22 protein-coding genes and 1 pseudogene are annotated in these 20,821 nt (G+C 62.1%); 18 read left to right on the top strand and 5 right to left on the bottom strand.

The window, feature by feature from the left end; genetic code table 11:
* Positions 1–147: 147 nt before the first annotated feature.
* Positions 148–1,521: a cryptochrome/photolyase family protein gene (locus tag AC3WS4_RS22980; protein ID WP_492740756.1), complete on the top strand. Its 1,374-nt coding sequence runs from the start codon at positions 148–150 to the stop codon at positions 1,519–1,521.
* 17 nt (positions 1,522–1,538) lie between these two features.
* Here AC3WS4_RS22980 and AC3WS4_RS22975 read toward each other — a convergent pair whose 3' ends face one another.
* Both AC3WS4_RS22975 and AC3WS4_RS22970 read right to left on the bottom strand, forming a co-directional pair.
* Entirely contained in the window at positions 1,539–1,877 is a 339-nt protein-coding gene (locus AC3WS4_RS22975; protein ID WP_411338937.1) for a putative quinol monooxygenase, read from the bottom strand.
* A complete protein-coding gene (locus AC3WS4_RS22970; protein WP_492740757.1) occupies positions 1,874–2,296 on the bottom strand; it encodes a nuclear transport factor 2 family protein in 423 nt (140 codons plus the stop codon). The genes AC3WS4_RS22975 and AC3WS4_RS22970 overlap by 4 nt, the downstream gene beginning before the upstream one ends.
* Before the next feature lie 219 nt (positions 2,297–2,515).
* Here AC3WS4_RS22970 and AC3WS4_RS22965 point away from each other — a divergent pair, with 219 nt between their 5' ends.
* Entirely contained in the window at positions 2,516–3,070 is a 555-nt protein-coding gene (locus AC3WS4_RS22965) for a fasciclin domain-containing protein (protein ID WP_492740758.1), read from the top strand.
* Positions 3,071–3,130: 60 nt separating this feature from the next.
* Here AC3WS4_RS22965 and hemH read toward each other — a convergent pair whose 3' ends face one another.
* On the bottom strand, positions 3,131–4,189 hold the full coding sequence (gene hemH / locus AC3WS4_RS22960; RefSeq protein ID WP_492740759.1) for a ferrochelatase: 1,059 nt from the start codon (positions 4,187–4,189) through the stop codon (positions 3,131–3,133).
* A gap of 113 nt (positions 4,190–4,302) precedes the next feature.
* Between hemH and groEL the strand changes: the two are divergent.
* The 4 genes and pseudogenes from groEL to AC3WS4_RS22940 all read left to right on the top strand — a co-directional run.
* Positions 4,303–4,467: pseudogene (gene groEL / locus AC3WS4_RS22955) on the top strand (chaperonin GroEL); the annotation flags it as partial.
* Positions 4,468–4,750: 283 nt separating this feature from the next.
* Complete coding sequence (gene folE / locus AC3WS4_RS22950) at positions 4,751–5,350, top strand: GTP cyclohydrolase I FolE (protein ID WP_056350172.1); 600 nt, start codon at positions 4,751–4,753, stop codon at positions 5,348–5,350.
* A gap of 115 nt (positions 5,351–5,465) precedes the next feature.
* Positions 5,466–6,707: a tryptophan synthase subunit beta gene (gene trpB, locus AC3WS4_RS22945; RefSeq protein ID WP_492740760.1), complete on the top strand. Its 1,242-nt coding sequence runs from the start codon at positions 5,466–5,468 to the stop codon at positions 6,705–6,707.
* 79 nt (positions 6,708–6,786) lie between these two features.
* Positions 6,787–7,131 (top strand): response regulator, encoded by a 345-nt coding sequence (locus AC3WS4_RS22940; protein WP_274520228.1) that lies wholly within the window; start codon positions 6,787–6,789, stop codon positions 7,129–7,131.
* Between the two features lie 7 nt (positions 7,132–7,138).
* Here AC3WS4_RS22940 and AC3WS4_RS22935 read toward each other — a convergent pair whose 3' ends face one another.
* Positions 7,139–7,285, bottom strand: a complete 147-nt coding sequence (locus AC3WS4_RS22935; RefSeq protein WP_492740761.1) for a DUF1993 family protein — start codon at positions 7,283–7,285, stop codon at positions 7,139–7,141.
* A gap of 63 nt (positions 7,286–7,348) precedes the next feature.
* Between AC3WS4_RS22935 and AC3WS4_RS22930 the strand changes: the two genes are divergently transcribed.
* From AC3WS4_RS22930 to AC3WS4_RS22900, 7 genes are all read left to right on the top strand, one after another.
* Positions 7,349–7,711: a hypothetical protein gene (locus AC3WS4_RS22930; RefSeq protein WP_492743010.1), complete on the top strand. Its 363-nt coding sequence runs from the start codon at positions 7,349–7,351 to the stop codon at positions 7,709–7,711.
* A gap of 232 nt (positions 7,712–7,943) precedes the next feature.
* On the top strand, positions 7,944–8,846 hold the full coding sequence (locus tag AC3WS4_RS22925; protein WP_492740763.1) for a LysR family transcriptional regulator: 903 nt from the start codon (positions 7,944–7,946) through the stop codon (positions 8,844–8,846).
* Positions 8,847–8,978: 132 nt separating this feature from the next.
* Positions 8,979–9,785, top strand: a complete 807-nt coding sequence (locus AC3WS4_RS22920) for an SDR family NAD(P)-dependent oxidoreductase (RefSeq protein ID WP_492740764.1) — start codon at positions 8,979–8,981, stop codon at positions 9,783–9,785.
* A 217-nt stretch (positions 9,786–10,002) separates the two neighbouring features.
* Positions 10,003–11,163, top strand: a complete 1,161-nt coding sequence (locus AC3WS4_RS22915; protein ID WP_492743008.1) for an epoxide hydrolase family protein — start codon at positions 10,003–10,005, stop codon at positions 11,161–11,163.
* Between the two features lie 35 nt (positions 11,164–11,198).
* Positions 11,199–11,615, top strand: coding sequence for an organic hydroperoxide resistance protein (locus AC3WS4_RS22910; protein WP_492740765.1), 417 nt, complete (start codon positions 11,199–11,201; stop codon positions 11,613–11,615).
* Positions 11,616–11,639: 24 nt separating this feature from the next.
* Positions 11,640–12,677, top strand: coding sequence for an alpha/beta fold hydrolase (locus AC3WS4_RS22905; protein WP_492740766.1), 1,038 nt, complete (start codon positions 11,640–11,642; stop codon positions 12,675–12,677).
* Positions 12,674–12,895, top strand: a complete 222-nt coding sequence (locus AC3WS4_RS22900; RefSeq protein WP_492743007.1) for a DUF2798 domain-containing protein — start codon at positions 12,674–12,676, stop codon at positions 12,893–12,895. Before AC3WS4_RS22905 ends, AC3WS4_RS22900 begins: the two co-directional genes overlap by 4 nt.
* Before the next feature lie 180 nt (positions 12,896–13,075).
* On the opposite strand, the gene AC3WS4_RS22895 is transcribed toward AC3WS4_RS22900, so the two are convergent.
* Positions 13,076–14,287 carry a hypothetical protein gene (locus tag AC3WS4_RS22895; RefSeq protein WP_492740768.1) on the bottom strand — a complete coding sequence of 404 codons (1,212 nt, stop codon included), beginning with the start codon at positions 14,285–14,287 and terminating at the stop codon, positions 13,076–13,078.
* A gap of 71 nt (positions 14,288–14,358) precedes the next feature.
* Between AC3WS4_RS22895 and AC3WS4_RS22890 the strand changes: the two genes are divergently transcribed.
* The 5 genes from AC3WS4_RS22890 to AC3WS4_RS22870 form a co-directional block, all read left to right on the top strand.
* Complete coding sequence (locus AC3WS4_RS22890; protein ID WP_492740769.1) at positions 14,359–15,456, top strand: helix-turn-helix transcriptional regulator; 1,098 nt, start codon at positions 14,359–14,361, stop codon at positions 15,454–15,456.
* Positions 15,457–15,583: 127 nt separating this feature from the next.
* A complete protein-coding gene (locus tag AC3WS4_RS22885; RefSeq protein ID WP_492740770.1) occupies positions 15,584–16,048 on the top strand; it encodes a hypothetical protein in 465 nt (154 codons plus the stop codon).
* Positions 16,045–16,434 (top strand): hypothetical protein, encoded by a 390-nt coding sequence (locus AC3WS4_RS22880; protein ID WP_492740771.1) that lies wholly within the window; start codon positions 16,045–16,047, stop codon positions 16,432–16,434. Before AC3WS4_RS22885 ends, AC3WS4_RS22880 begins: the two co-directional genes overlap by 4 nt.
* Positions 16,435–16,637: 203 nt before the next feature.
* On the top strand, positions 16,638–17,579 hold the full coding sequence (locus tag AC3WS4_RS22875) for a hypothetical protein (RefSeq protein ID WP_492740772.1): 942 nt from the start codon (positions 16,638–16,640) through the stop codon (positions 17,577–17,579).
* A gap of 380 nt (positions 17,580–17,959) precedes the next feature.
* A partial coding sequence (locus tag AC3WS4_RS22870) for an SIR2 family protein (RefSeq protein WP_492740773.1) occupies positions 17,960–20,821 on the top strand: 2,862 nt, incomplete at its 3' end.

Genomic DNA, 20,821 nt, shown 5'->3' with positions numbered 1-20,821 from the left:
CCCAATCCCCGCATATACACGCCCGCCAATGCGGTTCTGCATGGCTTGAACTTCCCGAAAGGTCATCTTTTGCGGAGGTCGGAGCCTGCCAGATGAGGAACCCCGCGCTCGCCCGCACCATAGCCCACCAAAAAGGTAAACGCCGCCATGCCGCCCGCCATCTTGTGGCTCCGTCAGGACCTCCGCACCACCGACCATCCGGCGCTTCTCGCGGCGATCGCCGAAGGTCCGGTCATTCCGCTCTACATATTGGACGACGAGAGCCCCGAAACGCGCGCGATCGGCGGCGCGCAGCGCTGGTGGCTCCATCACAGCCTCGCCGCGCTCGATGCGAGCCTTCGCAAACGCGGCAGCCGGCTCGTCCTGCGCCGCGGCCCTGCCGCCGAAATAGTCGAACGCGTCGCGGCGGATGCCGGGAGCACAAGGGTTCACGCGACCCGCTGCTACGAGCCCTGGCGGCGGCGCTACGAAAACGCGCTGGACGCCAGGCTTGCGCTGCGGCTCCATGACGGCAATTATCTTGCGCCGCCCGAGAGTATCATCAATGCGCAAGGCGCGCGCTACCGCGTCTTCACGCCATGGTATCGCGCGCTCCTGGGACGCATGCCGCCCGCCCTTCCCTATGCCGCGCCCAACCATATTCCGGCTCCCGACGTCTGGCCGACGTCGGACAATCTCGCCGATTGGGGTCTGACCCCGACCAGCCCCGACTGGGCCTCGGGATTTGACGACTGGCACCCGGGCGAGAAAGGTGCCTGGCGCGCGCTGCGCGACTGGCTGCCGCTTGCCGGCGACTACAAGGCCCGCCGCGACTTTCCTTCGCTCCCCGCGACATCGCGGCTGTCGCCGCATCTTCATTTCGGCGAGATCAGCCCCCGGTCGATCTGGCATGCGCTCGGCGAGCGCGACGATGCGGGCGCCGAGACCTTTCGGTCGGAGCTTGGCTGGCGCGAACATGGCATCAATCTCGTCGACCAGATGCCCGATTATGGCGATCGGAACGGGCGCCCCACCTTCGATGATTTCGGCTGGCGGAGCGGCCCCGAAGCCGACCGGGACTTCACCGCCTGGACCCGGGGAAGGACCGGCTACCCGGTGGTCGACGCGGGCATGCGCGAGCTCTGGCACACGGGCTGGATGCACAACCGCGTTCGGATGGTCGCCGCCTCCTTCCTCGTCAAACATCTGCTGATCGACTGGCGCCGCGGTGAGCGCTGGTTCTGGGATACGCTGCTCGACGCCGATCTCGGGTCGAATGCAATGAACTGGCAATATGTCGCGGGCACCGGCGTCGACGCGCCGGTCTTCTCGCGCATCATGTCGCCGCTGCTCCAGAGCGAGCGGTTCGCGATGGGCGATTATGTCCGCACTTATGTTCCGGAGGTTTCGCATCTGTCGGACGCCGAGATCACCGCCGCCCATGGTCAGGATGCGCGGGTGCCCGCCTATCCCGCGCCGCTGATCGGTCATGAGGCGGCGAGGGCGCGGGCCCTCGCTGCTTGGGAAGCCCTGCGCAGCTAGCGAGCAGGCCCACCAAGCTAGTCGAAGGCGGCGCTTGCCACGCCGTGGCTGTTGTAAACATGGCCTTCGCGCGACACCGCGAATTTGCGGCTCGACGACGCGCGCACGCCAAATGCGCCTATATGCCCCAGCATTCCCCTGTATTGCGGCCCGGCGAGATGCGCTGCGAGCGCAGCTTCGCCGTCCCATTCCTCGAACACGTGGATGCGCGTCGCCACATGCGGATCGAGGGTCCAGGCGTAAGCGAGACAGCCCGGCTGGGCGAGCGCGCCTTCGATCCAGCCGCGCGCACCCGCCAGCGCCTCTCCGCGCGTCTCGGGATCGATATCGATGACCGCCTGGATCAGGATCTTCATGCCTGCACCTCGCTTGCTGAAAGCTGAGGCAACGGTCGAAACCGCCGCTCTGTAAACAGCCACCGACCATCAATTTGGCGGCAGACGTCGTCATAGATGCCAAGGGTCCGGTGAAGGGCGCCGTCGCGCAGGAAGATTTCCTCGGTGTAGGACCGCATGGCCGCGGTCTCGCCATGGACCTCGATCGAACCCGGCCAAGCGCGAAAGACGATGTCGGGAAAGGCGCGCATCGCCGCGCGCCAGGTGTCGACGATCTTCGCCTTGCCCTCGAATATTCCGAACCCGGGAAGCGACCATCGGCCGCCTTCGTCCCAGGTCGCCGCCCAAGCCTCGCTGTCGGCACGGTTGACCGCATCGGCATAGGTGTCGAGCAGGTCGCGAAGCGCCAGCCGGTCTGCGAACGATCCCTCAAACGGCATGGAAGCCCCCTTCTCGCCCGGCTGCGTCGATGGTCCAGCCTGCCGCCAATTTGCCTGCAGCCGATGGGAGAAGGAACTGCCGTTATCGTTAGCGGCGATGGGCCACCGCGAGCGGGCCGGATAACCCGCCCCAAAGGACAGGTCGCCGCGGCGGAGCGGCGCGCCTAATTCCATAGCTGTCCTATCCCCCCGGGACGAACATTCGAAAAGGAATGACCAATGGCTATTTCCCGTATCTCTCTTTCGCTCGCCGCAGCAGCGCTTGCGCTCGCCGGCGGCATCGCGGCCGCCAAGAACCCGATGGTCGGCGGCGCCGCGATGTATGAGACCAAGACCATCGTCGAAAATGCCGCCAATTCGAAGGATCACACGACACTCGTCGCGGCGGTCAAGGCCGCTGGCCTCGCCGAGACTCTTTCGGGAGCGGGCCCCTTCACGGTCTTTGCGCCCACCAACGCTGCCTTTGCCAAGCTTCCCGCCGGCACCGTCGACACGCTGCTCAAGCCGGAGAACAAGGCGATGCTGACGGGCATCCTGACGTACCATGTCGTGCCGGGCCGCCTGACCGCGACCGATATTGCCGCGCAGGCCAAAGCCAATGGCGGCAAGGCCGTGCTCACCACGGTGCAGGGCGCCAAGCTCACCGTCTGGGAGAAGGATGGCAGCTGGTATGTGAGCGACGCCAAGGGCGGCACGGCGAAGATCGGCCCCGCCGACGTTCTTCAGTCGAACGGCGTGATCCACGTCATCGACGGCGTGCTGCTTCCCGCCTGACACGGTATCGGGGCCGCGCGACGCTTGTTGGCGCAGCTCGGCCCCGATAATCAAAAGCCCTCAAAGCCAACCGGAAAGTTCGCTCCTTATCAGCGCGGCGAGCATATCCATCCCGACATCGCTGTCATTCAGACAGGGCACATAAGCGAAATGGCGTCCGCCGGCGGCAAGGAACTGCTCGCGGCCGCGGATGGCGATTTCCTCGAGGGTCTCGAGGCAATCCGCGGCGAACCCCGGCGCGATCACGGCCACCGACCGGCCTTCGCGCCCGAGCGTTTTGAGCGTGATGTCGGTTGCCGGTGTCAGCCATTTGGCCTTGCCGAAGCGCGACTGAAAGCTCGGAACGACACTCTTCCCCAAGACCTCGCCCAACCGACGCGCGGTCTTGAGGCACATGCAGTGATAGGGATCGCCAAGATGCAGAGTGCGCTCGGGCATGCCGTGGAAGCTCGCGACGATCGTGTCGGGTACAAAGGCGAGGCCGCCGATCGCACGTCCGAGCGACGACGCCAGCGCCTCGACATGGCGATCGTCATCATAATAAGGAGGAAGGATGCGCAGCGCCGGCTGCCAGCGCAGGCGCGCCATATGCGCCTGGACCGCATCACCAACGCTTGCAGTCGTCGCGGCGCAATATTGAGGATAAAGAGGCGCAACGAGAATGCGGCGACATCCTGCCGCAAGAAGCGCGTCGATGCCGTCCGAGATCGAGCTGCTACCATAGCGCATCGCATGCGCGACCACCGCATCACCTCCGAGCGAAGCCTGAAGCGCCCTTGCCTGGCGGCGGGTGATCGCGGCGAGCGGCGAGCCCTCTGAAGTCCAAATTTCGCGGTAGACACGCGCGGATTTCCGCGGCCGAACGGCAAGGACGATCCCGCGGAGGATCGGCTGCCAGATCAGCGAGGGCAGTTCGACCACGCGCCGGTCGGAGAGAAATTCCGCGAGATAGCGCCGCACCGCACCGCTCGTCGGCGCGTCGGGCGTGCCGAGGTTTACGAGAAGCACGCCGATGCGGTCGACCGGCACGGCGGGGTGACCCGTTGGCAATCGGGCGGGATCCGCTTCTTCGTAACGGTCGCCGATTCTGGCCGTTACCAGAGGCCCTTCGTCATTCATTGCAATCTCCGCGGACAGGACGCCTTGCGGCGACCGTGCCGCGCGATGTTGACCCCATGTCTCCGACTTGTCCCGCGCCGCCAAGCTGCACCAAGGGGCAGACTGGATGCGAGTATCAGGACCTCGTCAAGGCCGGCGTGATCGATCCCGCCAAGGTCGTTCGCACCGCGCTGCAGGATGCCGCGTCGGTCGCGTCGCTGCCGATAACCACCGAGGCGCTCGTCGCCGAACTGCCGAAGGAGGAGAAGGCCGCGCCGATGCCGGCGATGGCCTTCTGACAGGCCGGGGGCGGCGGGGCCACCGCCGCCCCCGCATTTCCGTACCCGCCCTATTCACCCAACCACCGCGCACCGCGCCAAGCCTCGTCAAGCGAGCGAAGGGCATTTCTGCATTCCGGGGCTCACCCGAGGTCCGTGCACCCAACGCGCTTCCAACCGACGATCTGCCCCAAGGGACATGTTGCGACGCCATGCTGCGCTCGGGCATGCGCCGATCCGGCGGTCCACCTCCCTCTCCTCCCCTCCCGGACCGCTAACCCTTCGCCGTCAGGAGGCCAGGACCATGCTTCACGTGCCCCCTTCCAGTCCCACCGTTGACGGCGCGATACCCCCCGAGGTTCTCGCGTCGGTGGAGACGCTGCTGCGCTGGGTCGGCGAGGATCCTCATCGCGAAGGCCTGCTCGACACACCGAAGCGCATCGCGCGTGCCTGGAAGGATTACTGCCAGGGGTATGACGAGGATCCGGCGGTGCATCTCTCGCGCACCTTCGAAGAGGTCGGCGGCTATGACGAGATCGTCTTGCTGCGCGACATCCCGTTCCAGTCGCATTGCGAGCATCATATGGCGCCGATCACCGGAAAGGCGTCGATCGCCTACCTACCCCGCGACCGCGTCGTCGGCATCTCCAAGCTCGCGCGCGTGCTGAACGGCTATGCGCGCCGGCTGCAGGTGCAGGAGCGGCTGACCGCCGAGGTCGCCCGATGCATCTGGGACAATCTCCGTCCGCACGGCGTCGCCGTGGTGATCGACGCCCAGCATGGCTGCATGACCGGGCGCGGCGTGCGCACGCCCGGCGTCGGCATGGTCACGAGCCGGCTCCTCGGCTGCTTCCTCGACGACCAGCGGAGCCGCAAGGAAGTGCTGGCACTGATGGGCCATTGATGCGCCGGTCGAGAATCCGGACCGGTCTCGCGGGATTTATCTGCCGGCGTGAGGCGCGCGCCGGGATCCTGCACGCCGCCGCCTCGCGCCGGTCTCCTGCCGGGGTTGCATCGACATGACTCAGGGGTCGCAACCCTCCGACGATCTTGGCCATGTTCCGAACAGCTTGCGCAGGCAGCCGGACGACCGGGGGCATTTCGGGAAATTCGGGGGCCGCTTCGTCCCCGAAACGCTCATGCCCCTCATCCTCGATCTGGAGCGCGAATATCGAGCCGCAAAGCGCGACCCGGCTTTCCAGGCCGAGTTCGACGACCTGCTCGAACATTATGTCGGCCGTCCCAGCCCGCTATACTTCGCGCCGCGCTTGACGTCCGCGCTCGGCGGCGCGCAGATCTGGTTCAAGCGCGACGAACTCAACCACACCGGCGCCCACAAGATCAACAACTGCGTCGGGCAGATCCTGCTCGCGATCCGAATGGGCAAAAGGCGCATCATCGCGGAAACGGGCGCGGGCCAGCACGGGGTGGCTACTGCAACCGTCTGCGCGCGCTTTGGCCTGCCCTGCGTCGTCTATATGGGCGCCGCCGATATCGCGCGCCAGGCGCCCAATGTCTTCCGCATGAAGCTGCTGGGCGCCGAAGTCGTGCCCGTCACGGCCGGCGCCGCGACCCTCAAGGACGCGATGAACGAGGCGCTGCGCGACTGGGTCGCCCATGTCGAGGACACCTTCTACATCATCGGCACCGCAGCCGGTCCCCACCCCTATCCGGAGCTTGTGCGCGATTTCCAGAGCGTGATCGGCAGGGAAGCGCGGGCGCAGATGCTGGCCCGTACCGGCCGCCTGCCCGATCTCCTGGTCGCCGCGATCGGCGGCGGATCGAATGCGATCGGTCTCTTTCACCCGTTCCTCGACGACCCGATGGTGAAGATGCTCGGCGTCGAGGCGGCCGGGCATGGCCTCGACGAGGCGCACGCCGCGTCACTGGCCGGCGGGCGTCCCGGCATTCTTCACGGCAACAAGACCTATCTGCTGCAGGATGACGACGGGCAGATCGTCGAAGGCCATTCGATCAGCGCTGGCCTCGATTATCCCGGCATCGGCCCCGAGCATGCATGGCTCAAGGACATCGGACGGGTGGACTATAGCTCCGCGACCGACGCCGAAGCGCTGGACGCCTTTCAGCTACTTTGCAGCACAGAGGGTATCATCCCGGCGCTTGAGCCCAGTCACGCCGTCGCCGCGGTTGTCAGGATCGCGCCGGCGATGCCGAAAGATAGTATCATCATCGTCAACATGTGCGGACGCGGGGACAAGGACATATTCTCCGTGGCCCAGCATCTTGGCGTGGAACTTTGAGCGCGACGAAAGGTAGGGGCACGGGACGTGTGATCGAAGACACTGGCGCTACAGATTTCGGATCTATGAGGGACGGATGATGATAAGGGTGCTTCTTGTTGAAGACGATCCGCTGGTGGCGATGATGCTCGAGGGGTATCTCGACGTGCTTGAACACGAGATCGTGGCGGCCGCAGCGACCGTCGCGGAGGCGCTGGATCTCGTCGCGAAGCGAGATTTCGACCTCGCAATATTGGATGTTCACCTTGCCGATGGCAAAACGAGCGAGGCGGTCGCTGCCGCGTTGAGCGATGCCGGGAAGGCTTTCATAGCGACGAGCGGAGATGCGACGATCATGGCGGCTGAATTTGATGGCCGGCCAGTTCTTCGCAAACCTTTCAGGATTGCCGAGCTCGAACGGGCAATCGCCGCTATAACGGGGTAGCCCGCGGTCACAGGCCGGAGCCTGCTCGACGGTCGTATTCGGGCGCGACTTGGTGACAGGCCATGTGCGGCATGAAATCCATCTTGCCGATGGCAAGACCTGCGTTGCGCAGCGGCGCGTAAGCCATCGTCGCATGAAAGTAGAAATTTGGCATGATCCAGTCGCGGACTCAAAGCCGCGATTGCAGCCGCAGCATTCTCCTGGCAGATTGTCGTCCATGGGGTCGTTTCGTGCTTTTTTGATCATCCTTTGGCTGGCGCTGGCCTCCTACACCGCTGTAGTCATTTCCCGCCACGGCCTTGGATTGTTACCGATCTTTTTCGGAGACGTGGCGAAGCTGGGATGGCCCGGGCAGTTCAACCTCGATTTTCTCTGCTTTCTCGTCCTCTCTGCGCTTTGGACGGCTTGGCGGAATGGATTCAGTGCGATCGCCCTGCTCCTCGCGCTCATCGCCTTTTTCGGAGGCGCGGGTTTCCTGCTTCCCTACCTCGTCTTTCTAACAGTTCAGGAACGAGGAAACATGCCCCGGGTGCTGATCGGCGCGCGAACCCGAAGAGATGAGCCTTACAGCGGACGATGAGCGCGACGGCATTTCGCCGTCATCGAACGAACTGCGCTTCTCGCGGCGCCGCTTGGCCGATTGCGGACAGGCGGCTTTTGGCGTGAAGTCGTCAAAAGCGGACATTGAGCAAGCCGCTCAGCTCACGGGCGGCCATATAGGCGGTCGCGTGTCAATTTGGCGCCACGCATGAAGCTATGTTGATTTCCAGAAGTCGGCTATTCACCGCTGCTCGGGGCGGGAGAAGGAGCAAATGGATCGGCTCGACGCCATGCGGGTCATATTGGCGGTCGTCGATGCCGGCAGCCTGTCAGCGGGAAGCCGCGCGCTTGGTTCTCCGTTGCCCAGCGTCAGTCGCAAGGTCGCGGAACTCGAGCGCTATCTCGGGACCAATCTGCTCGTCAGGACGAGCCGCAATATTCAGTTGACCGACGCGGGCCGGGATTATGTCGAGGCGGCGCGGCGTATCATTGCCGACCTGGAAGAAACGGAACGACGGGCGTCGGGCGAATATCAGACCCCGCGCGGCGAATTGTCGATCACCATGCCGATCGAATTCGGAGTCCGCCATGTGATCCCGATCGCGCTCGCTTTCATGAACGAATATCCTGAGGTCACACTCAATCTCTTCACCTCCGACCGTCTGGTGCATATGGTCGACGAGCATGTCGACGTCGCCATTCGACTCGGTCATCTGCCCGACAGCGCGCTGTTCGCAGTCAAGGCAGGCGAGTTTCGTCTGATCACGTGCGCCAGTCCTACTTATCTCGGAAGGCGCGGAACGCCGACTGCTCCGGGAGACCTCCCCAGCCACGACGGTATCCTGTTCGGGCCGCTCCCCATGTTCTGGGGATATCGCGTCGACGGTGAGGATGTGATGTGCATGCCGCGTGCGCGGGTCGCTGTGAACAGTGCCGCCGGAAATCTCGCGGCGGTGCTCAGTGGTGTGGGTGTCGCGCGCCTCTTCGATTATCAGGTGTCGGAGCATATCCAGTCGGGCACGCTGACACGTCTCCTTCCGGACTTTGATGGCGAGCCTCGTCCTGTCCATATCGTATACCCGCGCCAAGGGCTGCTTCCGCTCAAGGTGCGCGCCTTTATCGATTGGGCCGCGCCGCGCCTGCGTGCGGCGTGTACGGGCCTGGGCTGCGCCTGATCGACATGCGCGGAATGAGAGGCTTGCTCTCGGTTTCCCTTCCTACCGGCATTCTCCCCAACCTCTAAATCGTTCTGGTCGCCCCGATCGTATCGGTCGGTCGGCATCCCAACCTTCTCGAAAGGAAGAGCGATGAACGAAGCAAAGGGCACGGCCCTCATCACCGGCGCCTCTACCGGTATCGGAGCGATCTATGCCGACCGCCTGTCACGACAGGGCTATGATCTGATCCTAGTGGCGCGCAGCGCCGCCAAGCTCGATCAGGTCGCGAAGGCGATACGTGACGCCACCGGCCGCAATGTCGATACCCTGCCGGCCGACCTCTCAAACCCCGGCGAACTACGTCTGATCGAAGCGCGGCTCATCAATGATCGTCGCATCACGATGTTGGTGAACAACGCCGGGATCGGCGCCCCGGTCCCGACATGGCAGGCCGATGTCGACCAGATGGAGGCCATGATCGACATCAACGCCACTGCGCTTGCCCGGCTCACTTATGCGGTTGCGCAGCGGTTTGCGGCGATGGGCAGCGGTACGATCATCAACATCGCATCGACTGTCGCCATCGCGCCCGAGTTCATGCTCAACGGCGTCTATGGCGCGACCAAGGCCTTCGTCGTCGCGCTAACGGCATCGCTTCACGCGGAACTCGCCGACAAGGGCGTCCGCGTTCAGGTCGTCCTGCCCGGCGCTACCGCGACCGAATTCTGGGATCTGTCCGGCGTGCCGCTTTCCGGCGTTCCGGCGGAGATCGTGATGTCGGCCGACGCGATGGTCGACGCCGCTCTGGCCGGGCTCGCCCTAGGCGAGACCGTCACTATCCCCGCGCTTCCCGATGCATCCGCATGGGAAGCGTTCGAGGCAGCAAGGGTCGCAATGCTTCCCAACCTGTCGCTGACCAAACCGGCCGACCGTTATCGGACCCCAGTCGCTGCCTAGACGAAGCCCTTCACGCCAAAACAGGAGAATGATGATGTCGACCCCGAACTCAACGTCCCTTCGCCGCCTGCTTTCCGCCACGGCCCTTTCGGCCGCAGCCTTTGGCATGGCGCTCGTCGCCAGCCCCAGCCTTGCCAATAGCGCTGGGTCGGCCTCCGCGGCCAAAGCCGCCGCGGTCGCCACGGCACCACAGGATGAGTCCATCCGACCATTTCATGTGGCCATCCCCGAAGAAGCGCTGACTGACCTTCGTCGGCGCATCGCGGAGACGCGCTGGCCAGACCGTGAAACGGTTGCGGACGCATCGCAGGGCGTGCAGCTCGCCCGTCTCGAACCGCTCGTTCGCTATTGGGGCAGCGACTATGACTGGCGCAAAGGCGAAGCGCGCCTCAACGCTGTGCCGCAGTTCATCACGACGATCGACGGCGTGGACATCCAGTTCATCCATATCCGCTCGAAGCATAAGGGTGCGATGCCGCTGCTGATGACGCACGGCTGGCCCGGCTCCCCGTTCGAGCTGCTCAAAACGGTCGGACCTCTGACCGATCCGACTGCGCATGGCGGCAAGGCCGAGGATGCGTTCGACCTGATCATGCCTACCTATCCGGGATATGGCTTCTCCGGAAAACCGACCGAGGCATGGGATCCGGCGCGGGTGGCCCGTGCCTGGGACGTGCTGATGAAGCGCTTGGGATACAAAACCTACGTGTCGCAGGGCGGCGATTGGGGCGCGATCATTTCGCAGGTGATGGCGGTACAGGCGCCCGAAGGCCTGCTGGGTATCCACACGAATATGCCCGGCACGGTGCCGCCGGACGTTCTCAAGCTCGTCCGTGCCAAACAGCCGGTTCCGGACAGCTACTCGGCTGAGGAGAAGATCGCCTATGCCGGTCTCGAAACCTTCTACGGCAAAGGCTTCGGATATGCCGAGATGATGAACACACGGCCGCAGACGCTCGGCTATGGTCTGTCGGACTCGCCGGTCGGTCTTGCCGCGTTCCTCTACGAGAAGATCGCCACCTGGACGCATAGCGGCGGCAATCCTGAAAGCGTGCTGACCCGCGACGAGATCCTCGACAACATCACCCTTTATTGGCTGACCAACACGGGAACCTCGTCGTCGCGCAGCTATTGGGATGCCGCGCAGGGCCCTGGCGGCCCGTTCAACGCGATCGAAATCAGCAAGGTGCCGATCGCGGTGACCGTCTTCCCTGGCGAAATCTATCGCGCGCCGCGCAGCTGGGGCGAGAAGAGCTTCAAAAAGCTGATCTACTGGAACGAGGTCGACAAGGGCGGTCATTTTGCCGCCTGGGAACAGCCCGAGCTGTTCGCTGCCGAAATCCGCGCGGCCTTCCGCCCCCTGCGCGAGAAAAAGTGAACGAACGACCACCACCTCATCAAAGGAATATGATCATGAACAAGCCCGATAAAATCCTCTACACCGCCAAGACCCACACCACCGGAGGCCGCGATGGCAAGTCGGCAAGCTCGGACGGCAGGCTCGATGTGAAGCTGTCGAGCCCCGGCGGGCCGGGCAGCGGCACCAACCCCGAGCAATTGTTCGCCGCAGGTTGGTCCGCCTGCTTCGAAGGCGCCATGGGTCTCGCCGCCAAGAAGCTCGATGTAAAACTTCCCGCCGATCTTGCGATCGATGCCGAGGTCGATCTTGGAATGGCTGGCGACGCCTATCTGCTCCAAGCACGCCTCAATGTCAGCTTGCCTGGCGTCGAGCGCGAGGCGGCGCAGGCGATCGTCGATATGGCGCACCAGACCTGCCCCTACTCGAAAGCGACCCGCGGCAATATCGATGTCGAGATTAACCTCGTCTGATCCCGAAATGTGAGGAGACCTCCCATGCCATATCTGGACGCACATAATCGGCGAAACTTCCTCGGCTTCGCCGTCGCCGCCACCGGAATGGCATGGGGGTCCAGCCGGGCACAAATGCCTGCCCACCCTCTTGCGGCCGCGACCGAATTCGGCCTGGTCAAGCAAATCCGTGCCGGCAAACTCGACATCGGCTTCGTCGAGCAGGGTCCAAAAGACGGGCCTCCGGTCCTCCTCCTGCACGGATGGCCGTACGATATTCACAGCTATGAGGGGGTCACCCCGCTGCTGGCCGTTTCCGGATACCGCGTGATCGTCCCCTACTTGCGCGGGTTCGGCACGACGACTTTCCTGTCGCAGGACGAGACTCGTAATGGCCAGCAATCCGCTTTTGCCGCAGATGTGATCGCGTTGCTCGACGCGCTCGGCATCGACAAGGCCATCGTCGCAGGCTGCGACTGGGGTGCCCGCACCGCGTGCATCGTTGCGGCGCTTTGGCCAGAGCGCTGCGCAGCGCTCGTCTCGGTGAGCGGTTATCTCATCGGCAGCCAGGAGGCCGACAGGATGCCGCTGCCTCCCGCCGCCGAACTTTCCTGGTGGTACCAATTTTATTTCGCCACCGAACGGGGTCGCGTCGGATACGACGCTAATCGCGCCGATTTCGCAAAGTTGATCTGGCGAACGGCCTCGCCCACCTGGCAATTTGACGAAGCCACATTCGCCCGGACGGCCCGCGCGCTCGACAATCCGGATCATGTCGCAATCGTCATCGACAATTATCGTTGGCGCTTGGGACTGAGCAAGGGCGAACCTGCCTATGATGCGCTGGAGGCGCGGCTTGCTAAGTTCCCGGCAATTACCATACCGACAATCACGCTTGAGGGCGACGCTAACGGCGCCCCGCATCCCGAGCCGGCGGTCTACGCAAAGAGATTTTCCGGACCGTATGCTCACCGCAATATCAGCGGTGGTATCGGCCACAACTTGCCGCAGGAGGCTCCCAAAGCCTTTGCCCAGGCGGTGATTGAAGTCGCCCCTGCCGATTTTCGGGGAGCCGGACAATGAGCCTTCAGATGAGACGCAAGATCGCGTTCGCCCTTGTGATGGGTATTGTGACGACCGGGATTATCTCCTTCTCGCTCGTCGCGATCAACCTCGGCCTTTCTAGCGACTTTGTGGCGATCTGGTTGCGCTCTTGGGCAACAGCCTACGCAATCGTCATACCCGCCATCCTGCTGATAAGCCCGCGCCTGCAAGCGCAGGTCGACCGGCTTATCACCTGATCCAAGCTCGGTCCGCCGCGAGCCAAGTGCGATCTCATCATTTCAAAAGAGCAGCATGAACGTTCAGTCGCTGCGGGAAATGAAGTCGGTTGCGATTGGCCGATAGCGGACTGTCCGCTTCTGATCGATTGTGAGGGAAGAGCAGACGCGTCGCATATGGTGCGGAGCCTCGCTTTCAGATCACTTTCCTGGGGATCTGTAATCCTGGATGAACCGTAACTGCTCGGGGGTGAGCCGCACGTTCAGCAGGTCCAGTTGGCTTGTCATCTGACGTTCGGCTAGCTGCCTTTGCACCTCGGCAAGTTGCCCGGTCGCTTCAAGGTATCCCAGCGTGGCCCGTAAGCAGATTTCCTGTAACAACGGATCTTCCGCCGCAAAGGCCCGATGCGCGGTCCCGGCGCTGGCACGCTCCGGCTGCACCATTGGGCATGCAATCTTCTGCGCGGCGGCATAGCCCTGCGTTGCTTCGGCCTTCTCGTCCAAGATCCTGAGCCGCATGTCGGATGATTGGGCCAGCAATCGGGCGAGCCTCAGCTCCAGCCGCTCATAGCCGAATACCGACCAGCCGCTGGCGATCCCTTCACGCAGGTGAGCGATGGCGCGATCCGCCGCGTCGGTACCGCGAATGACATAGACCCTCGCATCGGTGGGATGGGTTCCCGGCTTTCTGGCCAATGCGAAATAGCCAACAGCCTCTTCATTTTCAAAGGCTTCACTGCCTGACAGGAGGCTGAAATAGAGCGCCTCGGCTTCTCGGCTGCTTGCCCTCAGGTTCCTGAGCTGGGGCAAGGCGGCTGCGATCTGTCCAACCTGCCCCGCGATCTGATGGGCTTGCTCCGTTAGTTGACCCTCAATCAAGGTTTCGGAAAATGCGCTCATCAGCGCGAGATTGTCTATCAACGACTGCGGCCTGCCTGTCCGCTGATACTCGGCCAGCAAGTCGCGATAGGCCCTGGCCAGCACATCGCTCGATTGCTGCAGCGCGCCGTCCTTGCGGAGCATGCGACCATAAGCCGCCGTCCATTTGAGATAGTCGTTGAGAACCATCCGCCGATCCCCGGCCTCCACCAGATCGGGCGAGGCGAGCGTTGCCGCATAGGCGCGAACCATCTTGTCGCATTCGCGCAGATTTCTGTCCGCAAAGCATTTTTCCATCGGCGCGTCCGCCTTGTCGTAGGCGGCTTGCCACCCCTTCTGCTGTGCATGCGCTGCACAGAAAGGCAGCAGCAGCGACGCCAGAACGACCAATTTCCTCACTTTACCCCCTATGGCATCGATGGATAGGCAACTATTGCTTTCGCGCTCCAAGAAGCGGTCAAGGCGACAGCTGATCACCCATATTTCTCCGCTTACGGCGAAATCAGAATAGAAAGACCTGTTATCGAAGCGCATCTGCAATTTTGTAGATGAGCGGGTTCGCGTCGGCACCTATAGCCACATCAGGTCGTTTTTCCGGGGGGAAGATGAAAGAAGCACTGGTTGCCGATGCCATCGCCGGTTTTCAGGCTGCGGCCATGGACGCGTTGCCATGGGCGGTTGCTGTCGAGCGGCTCGCAACTGCGACAGGCTCGCGCAGCGGCGAACTGATCGGGCTTGGCGCGGACTGCCTGGTCCCTTTCAACATCATGACGGGCGCTGATCCCTTGGCCGGTCCTGAATTTCTGGCGGCAGGCGGCGGCGACCCGGCCATCAATTCGCGCGTGCGGGTGGGCTCGCGCTCTGCCGAACTCGAAATCAAGGATGAAACGGATTTCACCACCGCCGCCGACATGCGCCTCAACCCCGAATATGGCGACTGGGTGACCGGTCATGACATGGCCCATGTCTGCCTCACGACGTTGGTCAAGGAAGATGACCATCTCGTGGGAATGGCGATCATGCGCGGCGCGCGCGCGGAACCTATCGATCGGGAAGCGAAGCGCGCCTTTGCCGCAATCGCACCGCATGCCCGCCGCGCAGTGCGGACATCTTTGGCGCTCGAACGGGAGCAGCTTGCTGGCGTCATCACGGGGCTCGCCGCCGTCCGGGCAACCGCTTTCATCTGTAGTGCGGAAGGGAGACTGCGCGGGATGACGCCGTCGGCCGAAGCAATGATTGCAGAGGCACGTTTTCTCACGATGAAGAAAGGGCGGCTCACAGCCGCTGCGATGAGCTGCACCGCCGATTTGCAGCAGATGCTCGCGGATGCCGCAAGTGGCGGCGCGGGCGCAATGAAACCCCTCGCCCTCCGCTCGCGCTGCGGCGAGGATGTTCGCTTGGCCGAAGCGTCAATCATCCCCTCGTCGCACCCGCTGTCGAGCGGTTCCTCGGCCTTGCTGATCATCCATGAACCACCAGCCGACGAAGTGCGCGTTGCAGCGGCCGCCCAGCTTTGTTTTGGCTTGTCGCTCGCGGAAGCCGAAATCGCAGCGCAGCTTGCGCTCGGCCATACGGCGATCGCAATCGCCGCCGGGCGGCAGGTCAGCGTCGGGACGGTACGCAGTCAGGTACGAAGTATTTTTGCCAAGATGCGTGTAACAAGCCAGGTCGAAATCGCTGCGCGATTGGCAGGGTTCCGATGATCAAGCTGCCCCGTCCCGATCCGCACGGGCGCCGGGGATGACCGCTTCAGCTATGTCACGCCGCCAGGCCGCTGTCCGGCGCGCGGCCAATCTGTCATTCATCCAGACCTAAGCAGAGCGCTGTGTCATGCTGCCGACATCGAGACATAGTCTCATTCTGCTCCTGTCGATTGCTGCCTGCAATGTCGATCCGGCCCGGGGCAGCGAGCGCGGCTGGAATGCGCGAGACACGATCACAGCGCTTGGCGAACAGGGAGCATTTACAGCCTTTGTCGACACCGGGCATGCGACGTCCAGCCGCTCTTTCCGCGTCCGCTATTGGCGAGGCCCATGCATGCTCTACTGGTCCGGAGAAGCCCGCGAAGGCGGTATGATCTCGATGGGCAGTTTCAGGTCGGCGGAAATCGACAAGGAAGGACGACTGCTGTTCCTTGGTCGGGGAGAACAGCAGTATCTCGCCCTCTCCGCTCAACTATCCGAAGATCAGCGCCTGCAAGCCGCCAGGGCCATGAACGGCATAATCGATGAGTGCCAAGGTCCCGACCAGGTGCTTCGGGGTGCCGGAAATCACAGCGAAAGGAAAAAGCGATGATTGTGCGTAAGAATATCGGGTTTTCCAGGCATTTTGGCGTCGCCGCCACGATTGCCCTCGCCCTCTCAGCGACCCATGTGGCTGCACAGCCCGCTGCCACAGCCATCAAGCTCGACCTCAAATGCGATGTCGTTGAAAGCCGCAACGGGAAGCAGAAACCAGTTCAATTCTCGCTGAAAATAAGAATTGATGCCGGCGCGGAGGTTGGCGAATATCACTTGCCCGGAGGCGTCATACCCGAAGGACCGGCATTCCTCTTCGTCAACAAGGTCAAAGCGTCGGGTTATCTTCTGGATTTGACTGACATGAGCATTTCAAAACGACATAATCACGCGATCGGGTCGCCAACGATCTCTACCGGATCGTGCAAGCCTGCCGGACGCTGACTTTCCGGGCCGCCGCGAGATCGCCGTTCGCAGCTATTTGACCGCGTCGCGGTGTGGCCGGTTACCGACGGTCTGCTTTTGGGCGTCGGTCATAAGAAGCAGACACTACGCGGCTATGGAGCTGAAAGGGTCAAGCTAGATGATAGTCCATGCATTGCGCCGATTTACGCTCTAAAGCCTTACCAGAGAAGTGAGGGTTCGACGTGCTACCAGCTACCGACGAAGAAATCTCGGCCATCACCGAGTATGTAGAATGGCAGGCGCCAGACCTCAAAGTGACGTTCTGCCAGAAGATTTATAGCGAGAGTGTGCTTAGCCACAAGCACGATATCTGGGATGTGCATACTACGAAAAACCGCTGGTGGGTCATCACAAATCCGACGAACCTGTATTCTCAGGATACGTTCCCTAACATGGATTTAGCTGTCACGTTCCATATCGGACTGATGCTGAGGTTACCGCGCTCGGAGCGTCCTTCAATCGCTGAAGGAGGCATTGAGCCGTTTATGAAAGCCTTCGAAGCAGCAGCCGCAGCGCAAGATGCGCTCGGTCAAGCCCACAAAGTATCTGACTACCAAACGGTGGGCGTCCGTTGCCGCGAAGCTTTGCTGGCGTTTGTCGCAATCGCTCAGATTGCACTTCCTTGGGAGAAGAAAGCCGAGGCGCCGAAGAAGGCGGATTTCAAAGGATGGGTAGAACATATCTGCTCGATCGTCCTTGCAGGAGAGAGCAACAAATACCGCCGCCAGCTTTTCAAAACGCAGGCCGACGCGGCTTGGACGTTCGTGAATTGGCTCACCCACAGCAACTCCTCGAACTGGCACGACGCCGAAGCCGGCGTTCAGGCGACGGAATCGGCCATTTCACTCTGCACAAACGCAGCCACGCTATATCTTCGACAGGTTCCCAATGAGTGTCCGCAGTGCAGGGACCATAGGTTCACCCCACTTCGCGCAGAGAACCCGAACGCCCCAGAAGAAGTATGGGAGCGACCGTTCTGCACAGAGTGCGAGTGGATGGGCGCTCCGGTAAGAATCACGAACGAGCCTTACCCGGTGTTCACCCGCGAAGGAAAAGAGGATGAAGGCGAATGTATTATTCCGACCGTCCCGTTGCGGAAGCTCGCTCGTCCGGGCGGTGAATGAGTAAGGCCCGGATTATTTCCGGGCTAGCGTGACCAAAGCCGTAAGCATGAGGCTGCGTAGCATCGGGTTCTTGGTACTTGTGCGGTTTTGGCCTCTAGAGTCGTTATTGCACATTCAAATGCGATGTTCCGCACCCTCCTGGTGGCGTTAACATCCATCTAAAGCAAAAGAGGGAACGAACCGGATTGAAGTCAATCGATCCTTGCTCGTTCGCCGTTCGCGTGCCAGTCGATCGGGAGGGGAATGCGGGGGCACAGTTACCTGACATAGTATGCAGTTACGCCTCCAGCAGCGGCGTGTGTACCTTGTCGAGAAAAGGTGCCGTAATCCGGTAGGCGGGTCGCATTCGGCCAATAATTACGGCTAAGCGGGGCATAGCGGTGTCTGACACACTCGATTTTTATGATAGCGAAGCGCTTCTCGATCGGCTCACCGCGGTTAGTGATCAGGAAACGCCGGTTGTGTTTGTCGTCGGTTCGGGCTTGACCTGTCCAGCCGAGCCCGGAGGCCCCGGCGTGCCCGGCGTAGGCGGGGTCATCGACCTCATTCGCGAACTTTTCACAAAGGATCGTGAGCGCGCGAAGCTGGAGGACGCCATCGCGAAAGCGACAAATCCGTATCAGGAAGCCTTTCGGTTCCTTCTTGGTCAGCGCGGGCAAAAAGCAGCAAATGGCATCATCAAGAAAGCGGTCGCTCATGCGCGGCGCCCCATGCCCGGCATCGACGGCAAGGCTGGTTACGAGATTACGGGGGCGACGGCCGATGAAAGTTGTCGCGGCTTCGATAACGACCATAGCGGCTGGCTGTTGACGCCCGGCGTCGAGGGGCTCGGGCGGCTCGCCGCGATGCCGCAGTCTCCTTTCGGACGAATGGTGGTCACGACCAATTTCGATCCGCTCATCGGCGCGTCCATCGCTGCGCACGGTGGTAGCAGTTTCCGGTCCTTCCTCTATCGTGACGGGTCGCTCAATCAGATCGACGGTCCCGGCACACACGTCGTGCATCTCCACGGATATTGGTATGGATCGGATACGCTGCACACGCCGCAGCAACTGCTCCAAGAGCGCCCTCAACTTCGCGCTTCGCTTGCGCATCTGTTACGAGGTCATATCGTTGTGGTCATGGCGTACGGCGGCTGGGACGACGCTTTCACTCAAGCGATGATGAGTGTCGTCCTCGAAGACAGTTCGTTCCCCGAGATCATCTGGTGCTTCTATAACGACAAGCCGACGCTGACACCCGAGTTCGACGCCATGCTCCGCCCGGGGATCACACGGGGCCGCGTCACACTTTACTCCGGGGTGAACGCCCACAATTTCCTGCCCGCGCTCGCCGACGCGTGGGATGCGCCTGTCATGCCCGCACTCGCCCCGGAAGCCGGAGACGATGACCTTGTAGGCGAACAGCAACCGGCTGACACCGCTTCAGCGAACAAACCAGCCGATCAGGAAAAAGCGGCGGAAGCGTCCGGCTATACAGGTCCATTGGTCGAAAAGATCGTCCGCGAGGATAGTCCGCCGGTCGTGGAATTCCTCGTCGGGCGCGATGACGACATCGAGCTGCTCCGCAGCTCCGAGTTCCGCGTCGCGTTCGTAACAGGCTTCGGTGGCCAAGGAAAATCAGCGCTGGTCGCACAATATTTCGCAGACGACATCGCTACGAAAGGATTTGCGCTGCGCATCTGGCGCGATTGCCGCGAGCGGAGCGCGCGGTTTGAAGATCAGATCATCGCGATTATCGAAGCGCTCGGTGCCGGAAAGGCAATGGGCGCCGAGCTCGCAAAGCAGCCAATGGAAGATCTGGCCGAACTGTTCGTCCAATTGACAGCGGATGCTCCGGTTTTGATCATTTTCGACAACGTCGATCACTATGTCGATCTGGAGCGGCTCCAGCTTATTGGATCGGCTGGCGAGTTCATCGATCGACTGCTGACGCTCGACACCGCGTCTCGGCTCATTCTAACCTGTCGCCCTCCCATTCGCGGAGATGCCGCACCAATGCTTACTCATCATCTGGAAGGTCTCGACCTCGACGCTGCCAAGCAGCTGTTTGCGCTAAGACGCGCCGGTTCAAGCGAAGACGCAATTGCTCGTGCGCATGTCGCGACCAAGGGGCACGCATTTTGGCTCGATCTGCTCGCGGCTCAGGTCGCGAAACGGTCACCCGTTGTCGAGCTGGACGAGCTTCTCCAGTCGATCTCCGAGGGGACGGGAGAAATCCCGGATGCAACGCTGCGATCGATCTGGAACAGTTTGCGTCCTCGCGAGCAGGTAACACTGCAAGCGCTCGCCGAGGGGATGCGCCCCGCCACATTAATGGAACTGGCTGATTATGTCCGCCGCGAGATCAACTACAACGCGGTCGCAAAGGCGATTAATCTGCTCCGCGATCTGAATCTCGTAGTTTTGAAAGCGCGCGTGGGTCAACTCGACACGTTCGAACTGCATCCGCTCATCCGGACATTCATCCAGATGACCTTTCCCAGGCAAGAGCGAGTTCCCTATATCCTCGCAATTCTGCAGACATATGTCGCATGGCTGGCCCCTTTCCTGTCTGAACTCGGATCGGGCAATGCGCCCGAGGCCGTTGCCCGGTCACTGGAAGCGGCAGAACTCTGCATCAACGCCGAGCGCACCGAAGAGGCTCTCGAACGGCTGCGCACGGTGTGCAAAACGGTGCGCTGGCGCGAGCCACCCGGCGAATTCGTTCGCATCGCGCAGCGGCTCTTCTCGCAGGCTGACCTTGCCACGTTAAAGAAGCATCAGGATTTCGACCATGTCTACGGAAATTACGTCGAGCTTCTCGCGAACCTCGGCCAGATCGCGACTGCGGCGGAAGCGTTGTCCGACTATGAAGAGACGCTCGAGGGCAAGGATGCGCGCTACATCCACTACTGCGACCTGCAATGCTATCTGCATTGGATGAACGGCGAATTTCCGATCGCGATCAAATGGGGGGTGGAAGGCGAAAAGCTCAAGGAATCCGGCGTCGATACGAGCTATTCGAGTGCACATCACTTGGCCCTCGCCCAACGCGATTCAGGAGCGATCGACCCTGCCCTTCAATATTTCCTGAAAGGCCTTTCGATCGAGCAGGTGATCGATCCTGCGCATGCGGACGTCGACCTTGGCGGATCATATTATGGCAATATCGGGCGCTGCCTGCATGTCAAACGGCGTTCAAAAGGGACCCCCGATCGGCGTCGAAGAGGGACCCCCTTTTCGGATAATATGATGCTGGTT

The organism is Sphingopyxis sp. EU05-FHT14B03 (assembly GCF_058790875.1).
Note: the sequence above shows the minus strand (reverse complement) of the source record. Positions and strands in the feature narration are given on the sequence as shown.

Excerpts from the sequence above, each read along its gene's own strand:
- AC3WS4_RS22980 (WP_492740756.1), top strand. The coding sequence starts at position 148 with ATGCCGCCCGCCATCTTGTGGCTCCGTCAGGACCTCCGCACCACCGAC.
- AC3WS4_RS22975 (WP_411338937.1), bottom strand. The coding sequence starts at position 1,877 with ATGAAGATCCTGATCCAGGCGGTCATCGATATCGATCCCGAGACGCGC.
- AC3WS4_RS22970 (WP_492740757.1), bottom strand. The coding sequence starts at position 2,296 with ATGCCGTTTGAGGGATCGTTCGCAGACCGGCTGGCGCTTCGCGACCTG.
- AC3WS4_RS22965 (WP_492740758.1), top strand. The coding sequence starts at position 2,516 with ATGGCTATTTCCCGTATCTCTCTTTCGCTCGCCGCAGCAGCGCTTGCG.
- hemH (WP_492740759.1), bottom strand. The coding sequence starts at position 4,189 with ATGAATGACGAAGGGCCTCTGGTAACGGCCAGAATCGGCGACCGTTAC.
- folE (WP_056350172.1), top strand. The coding sequence starts at position 4,751 with ATGCTTCACGTGCCCCCTTCCAGTCCCACCGTTGACGGCGCGATACCC.
- trpB (WP_492740760.1), top strand. The coding sequence starts at position 5,466 with ATGACTCAGGGGTCGCAACCCTCCGACGATCTTGGCCATGTTCCGAAC.
- AC3WS4_RS22940 (WP_274520228.1), top strand. The coding sequence starts at position 6,787 with ATGATAAGGGTGCTTCTTGTTGAAGACGATCCGCTGGTGGCGATGATG.
- AC3WS4_RS22935 (WP_492740761.1), bottom strand. The coding sequence starts at position 7,285 with ATGCCAAATTTCTACTTTCATGCGACGATGGCTTACGCGCCGCTGCGC.
- AC3WS4_RS22930 (WP_492743010.1), top strand. The coding sequence starts at position 7,349 with ATGGGGTCGTTTCGTGCTTTTTTGATCATCCTTTGGCTGGCGCTGGCC.
- AC3WS4_RS22925 (WP_492740763.1), top strand. The coding sequence starts at position 7,944 with ATGGATCGGCTCGACGCCATGCGGGTCATATTGGCGGTCGTCGATGCC.
- AC3WS4_RS22920 (WP_492740764.1), top strand. The coding sequence starts at position 8,979 with ATGAACGAAGCAAAGGGCACGGCCCTCATCACCGGCGCCTCTACCGGT.
- AC3WS4_RS22910 (WP_492740765.1), top strand. The coding sequence starts at position 11,199 with ATGAACAAGCCCGATAAAATCCTCTACACCGCCAAGACCCACACCACC.
- AC3WS4_RS22905 (WP_492740766.1), top strand. The coding sequence starts at position 11,640 with ATGCCATATCTGGACGCACATAATCGGCGAAACTTCCTCGGCTTCGCC.
- AC3WS4_RS22900 (WP_492743007.1), top strand. The coding sequence starts at position 12,674 with ATGAGCCTTCAGATGAGACGCAAGATCGCGTTCGCCCTTGTGATGGGT.
- AC3WS4_RS22895 (WP_492740768.1), bottom strand. The coding sequence starts at position 14,287 with ATGCGCTTCGATAACAGGTCTTTCTATTCTGATTTCGCCGTAAGCGGA.
- AC3WS4_RS22890 (WP_492740769.1), top strand. The coding sequence starts at position 14,359 with ATGAAAGAAGCACTGGTTGCCGATGCCATCGCCGGTTTTCAGGCTGCG.
- AC3WS4_RS22885 (WP_492740770.1), top strand. The coding sequence starts at position 15,584 with ATGCTGCCGACATCGAGACATAGTCTCATTCTGCTCCTGTCGATTGCT.
- AC3WS4_RS22880 (WP_492740771.1), top strand. The coding sequence starts at position 16,045 with ATGATTGTGCGTAAGAATATCGGGTTTTCCAGGCATTTTGGCGTCGCC.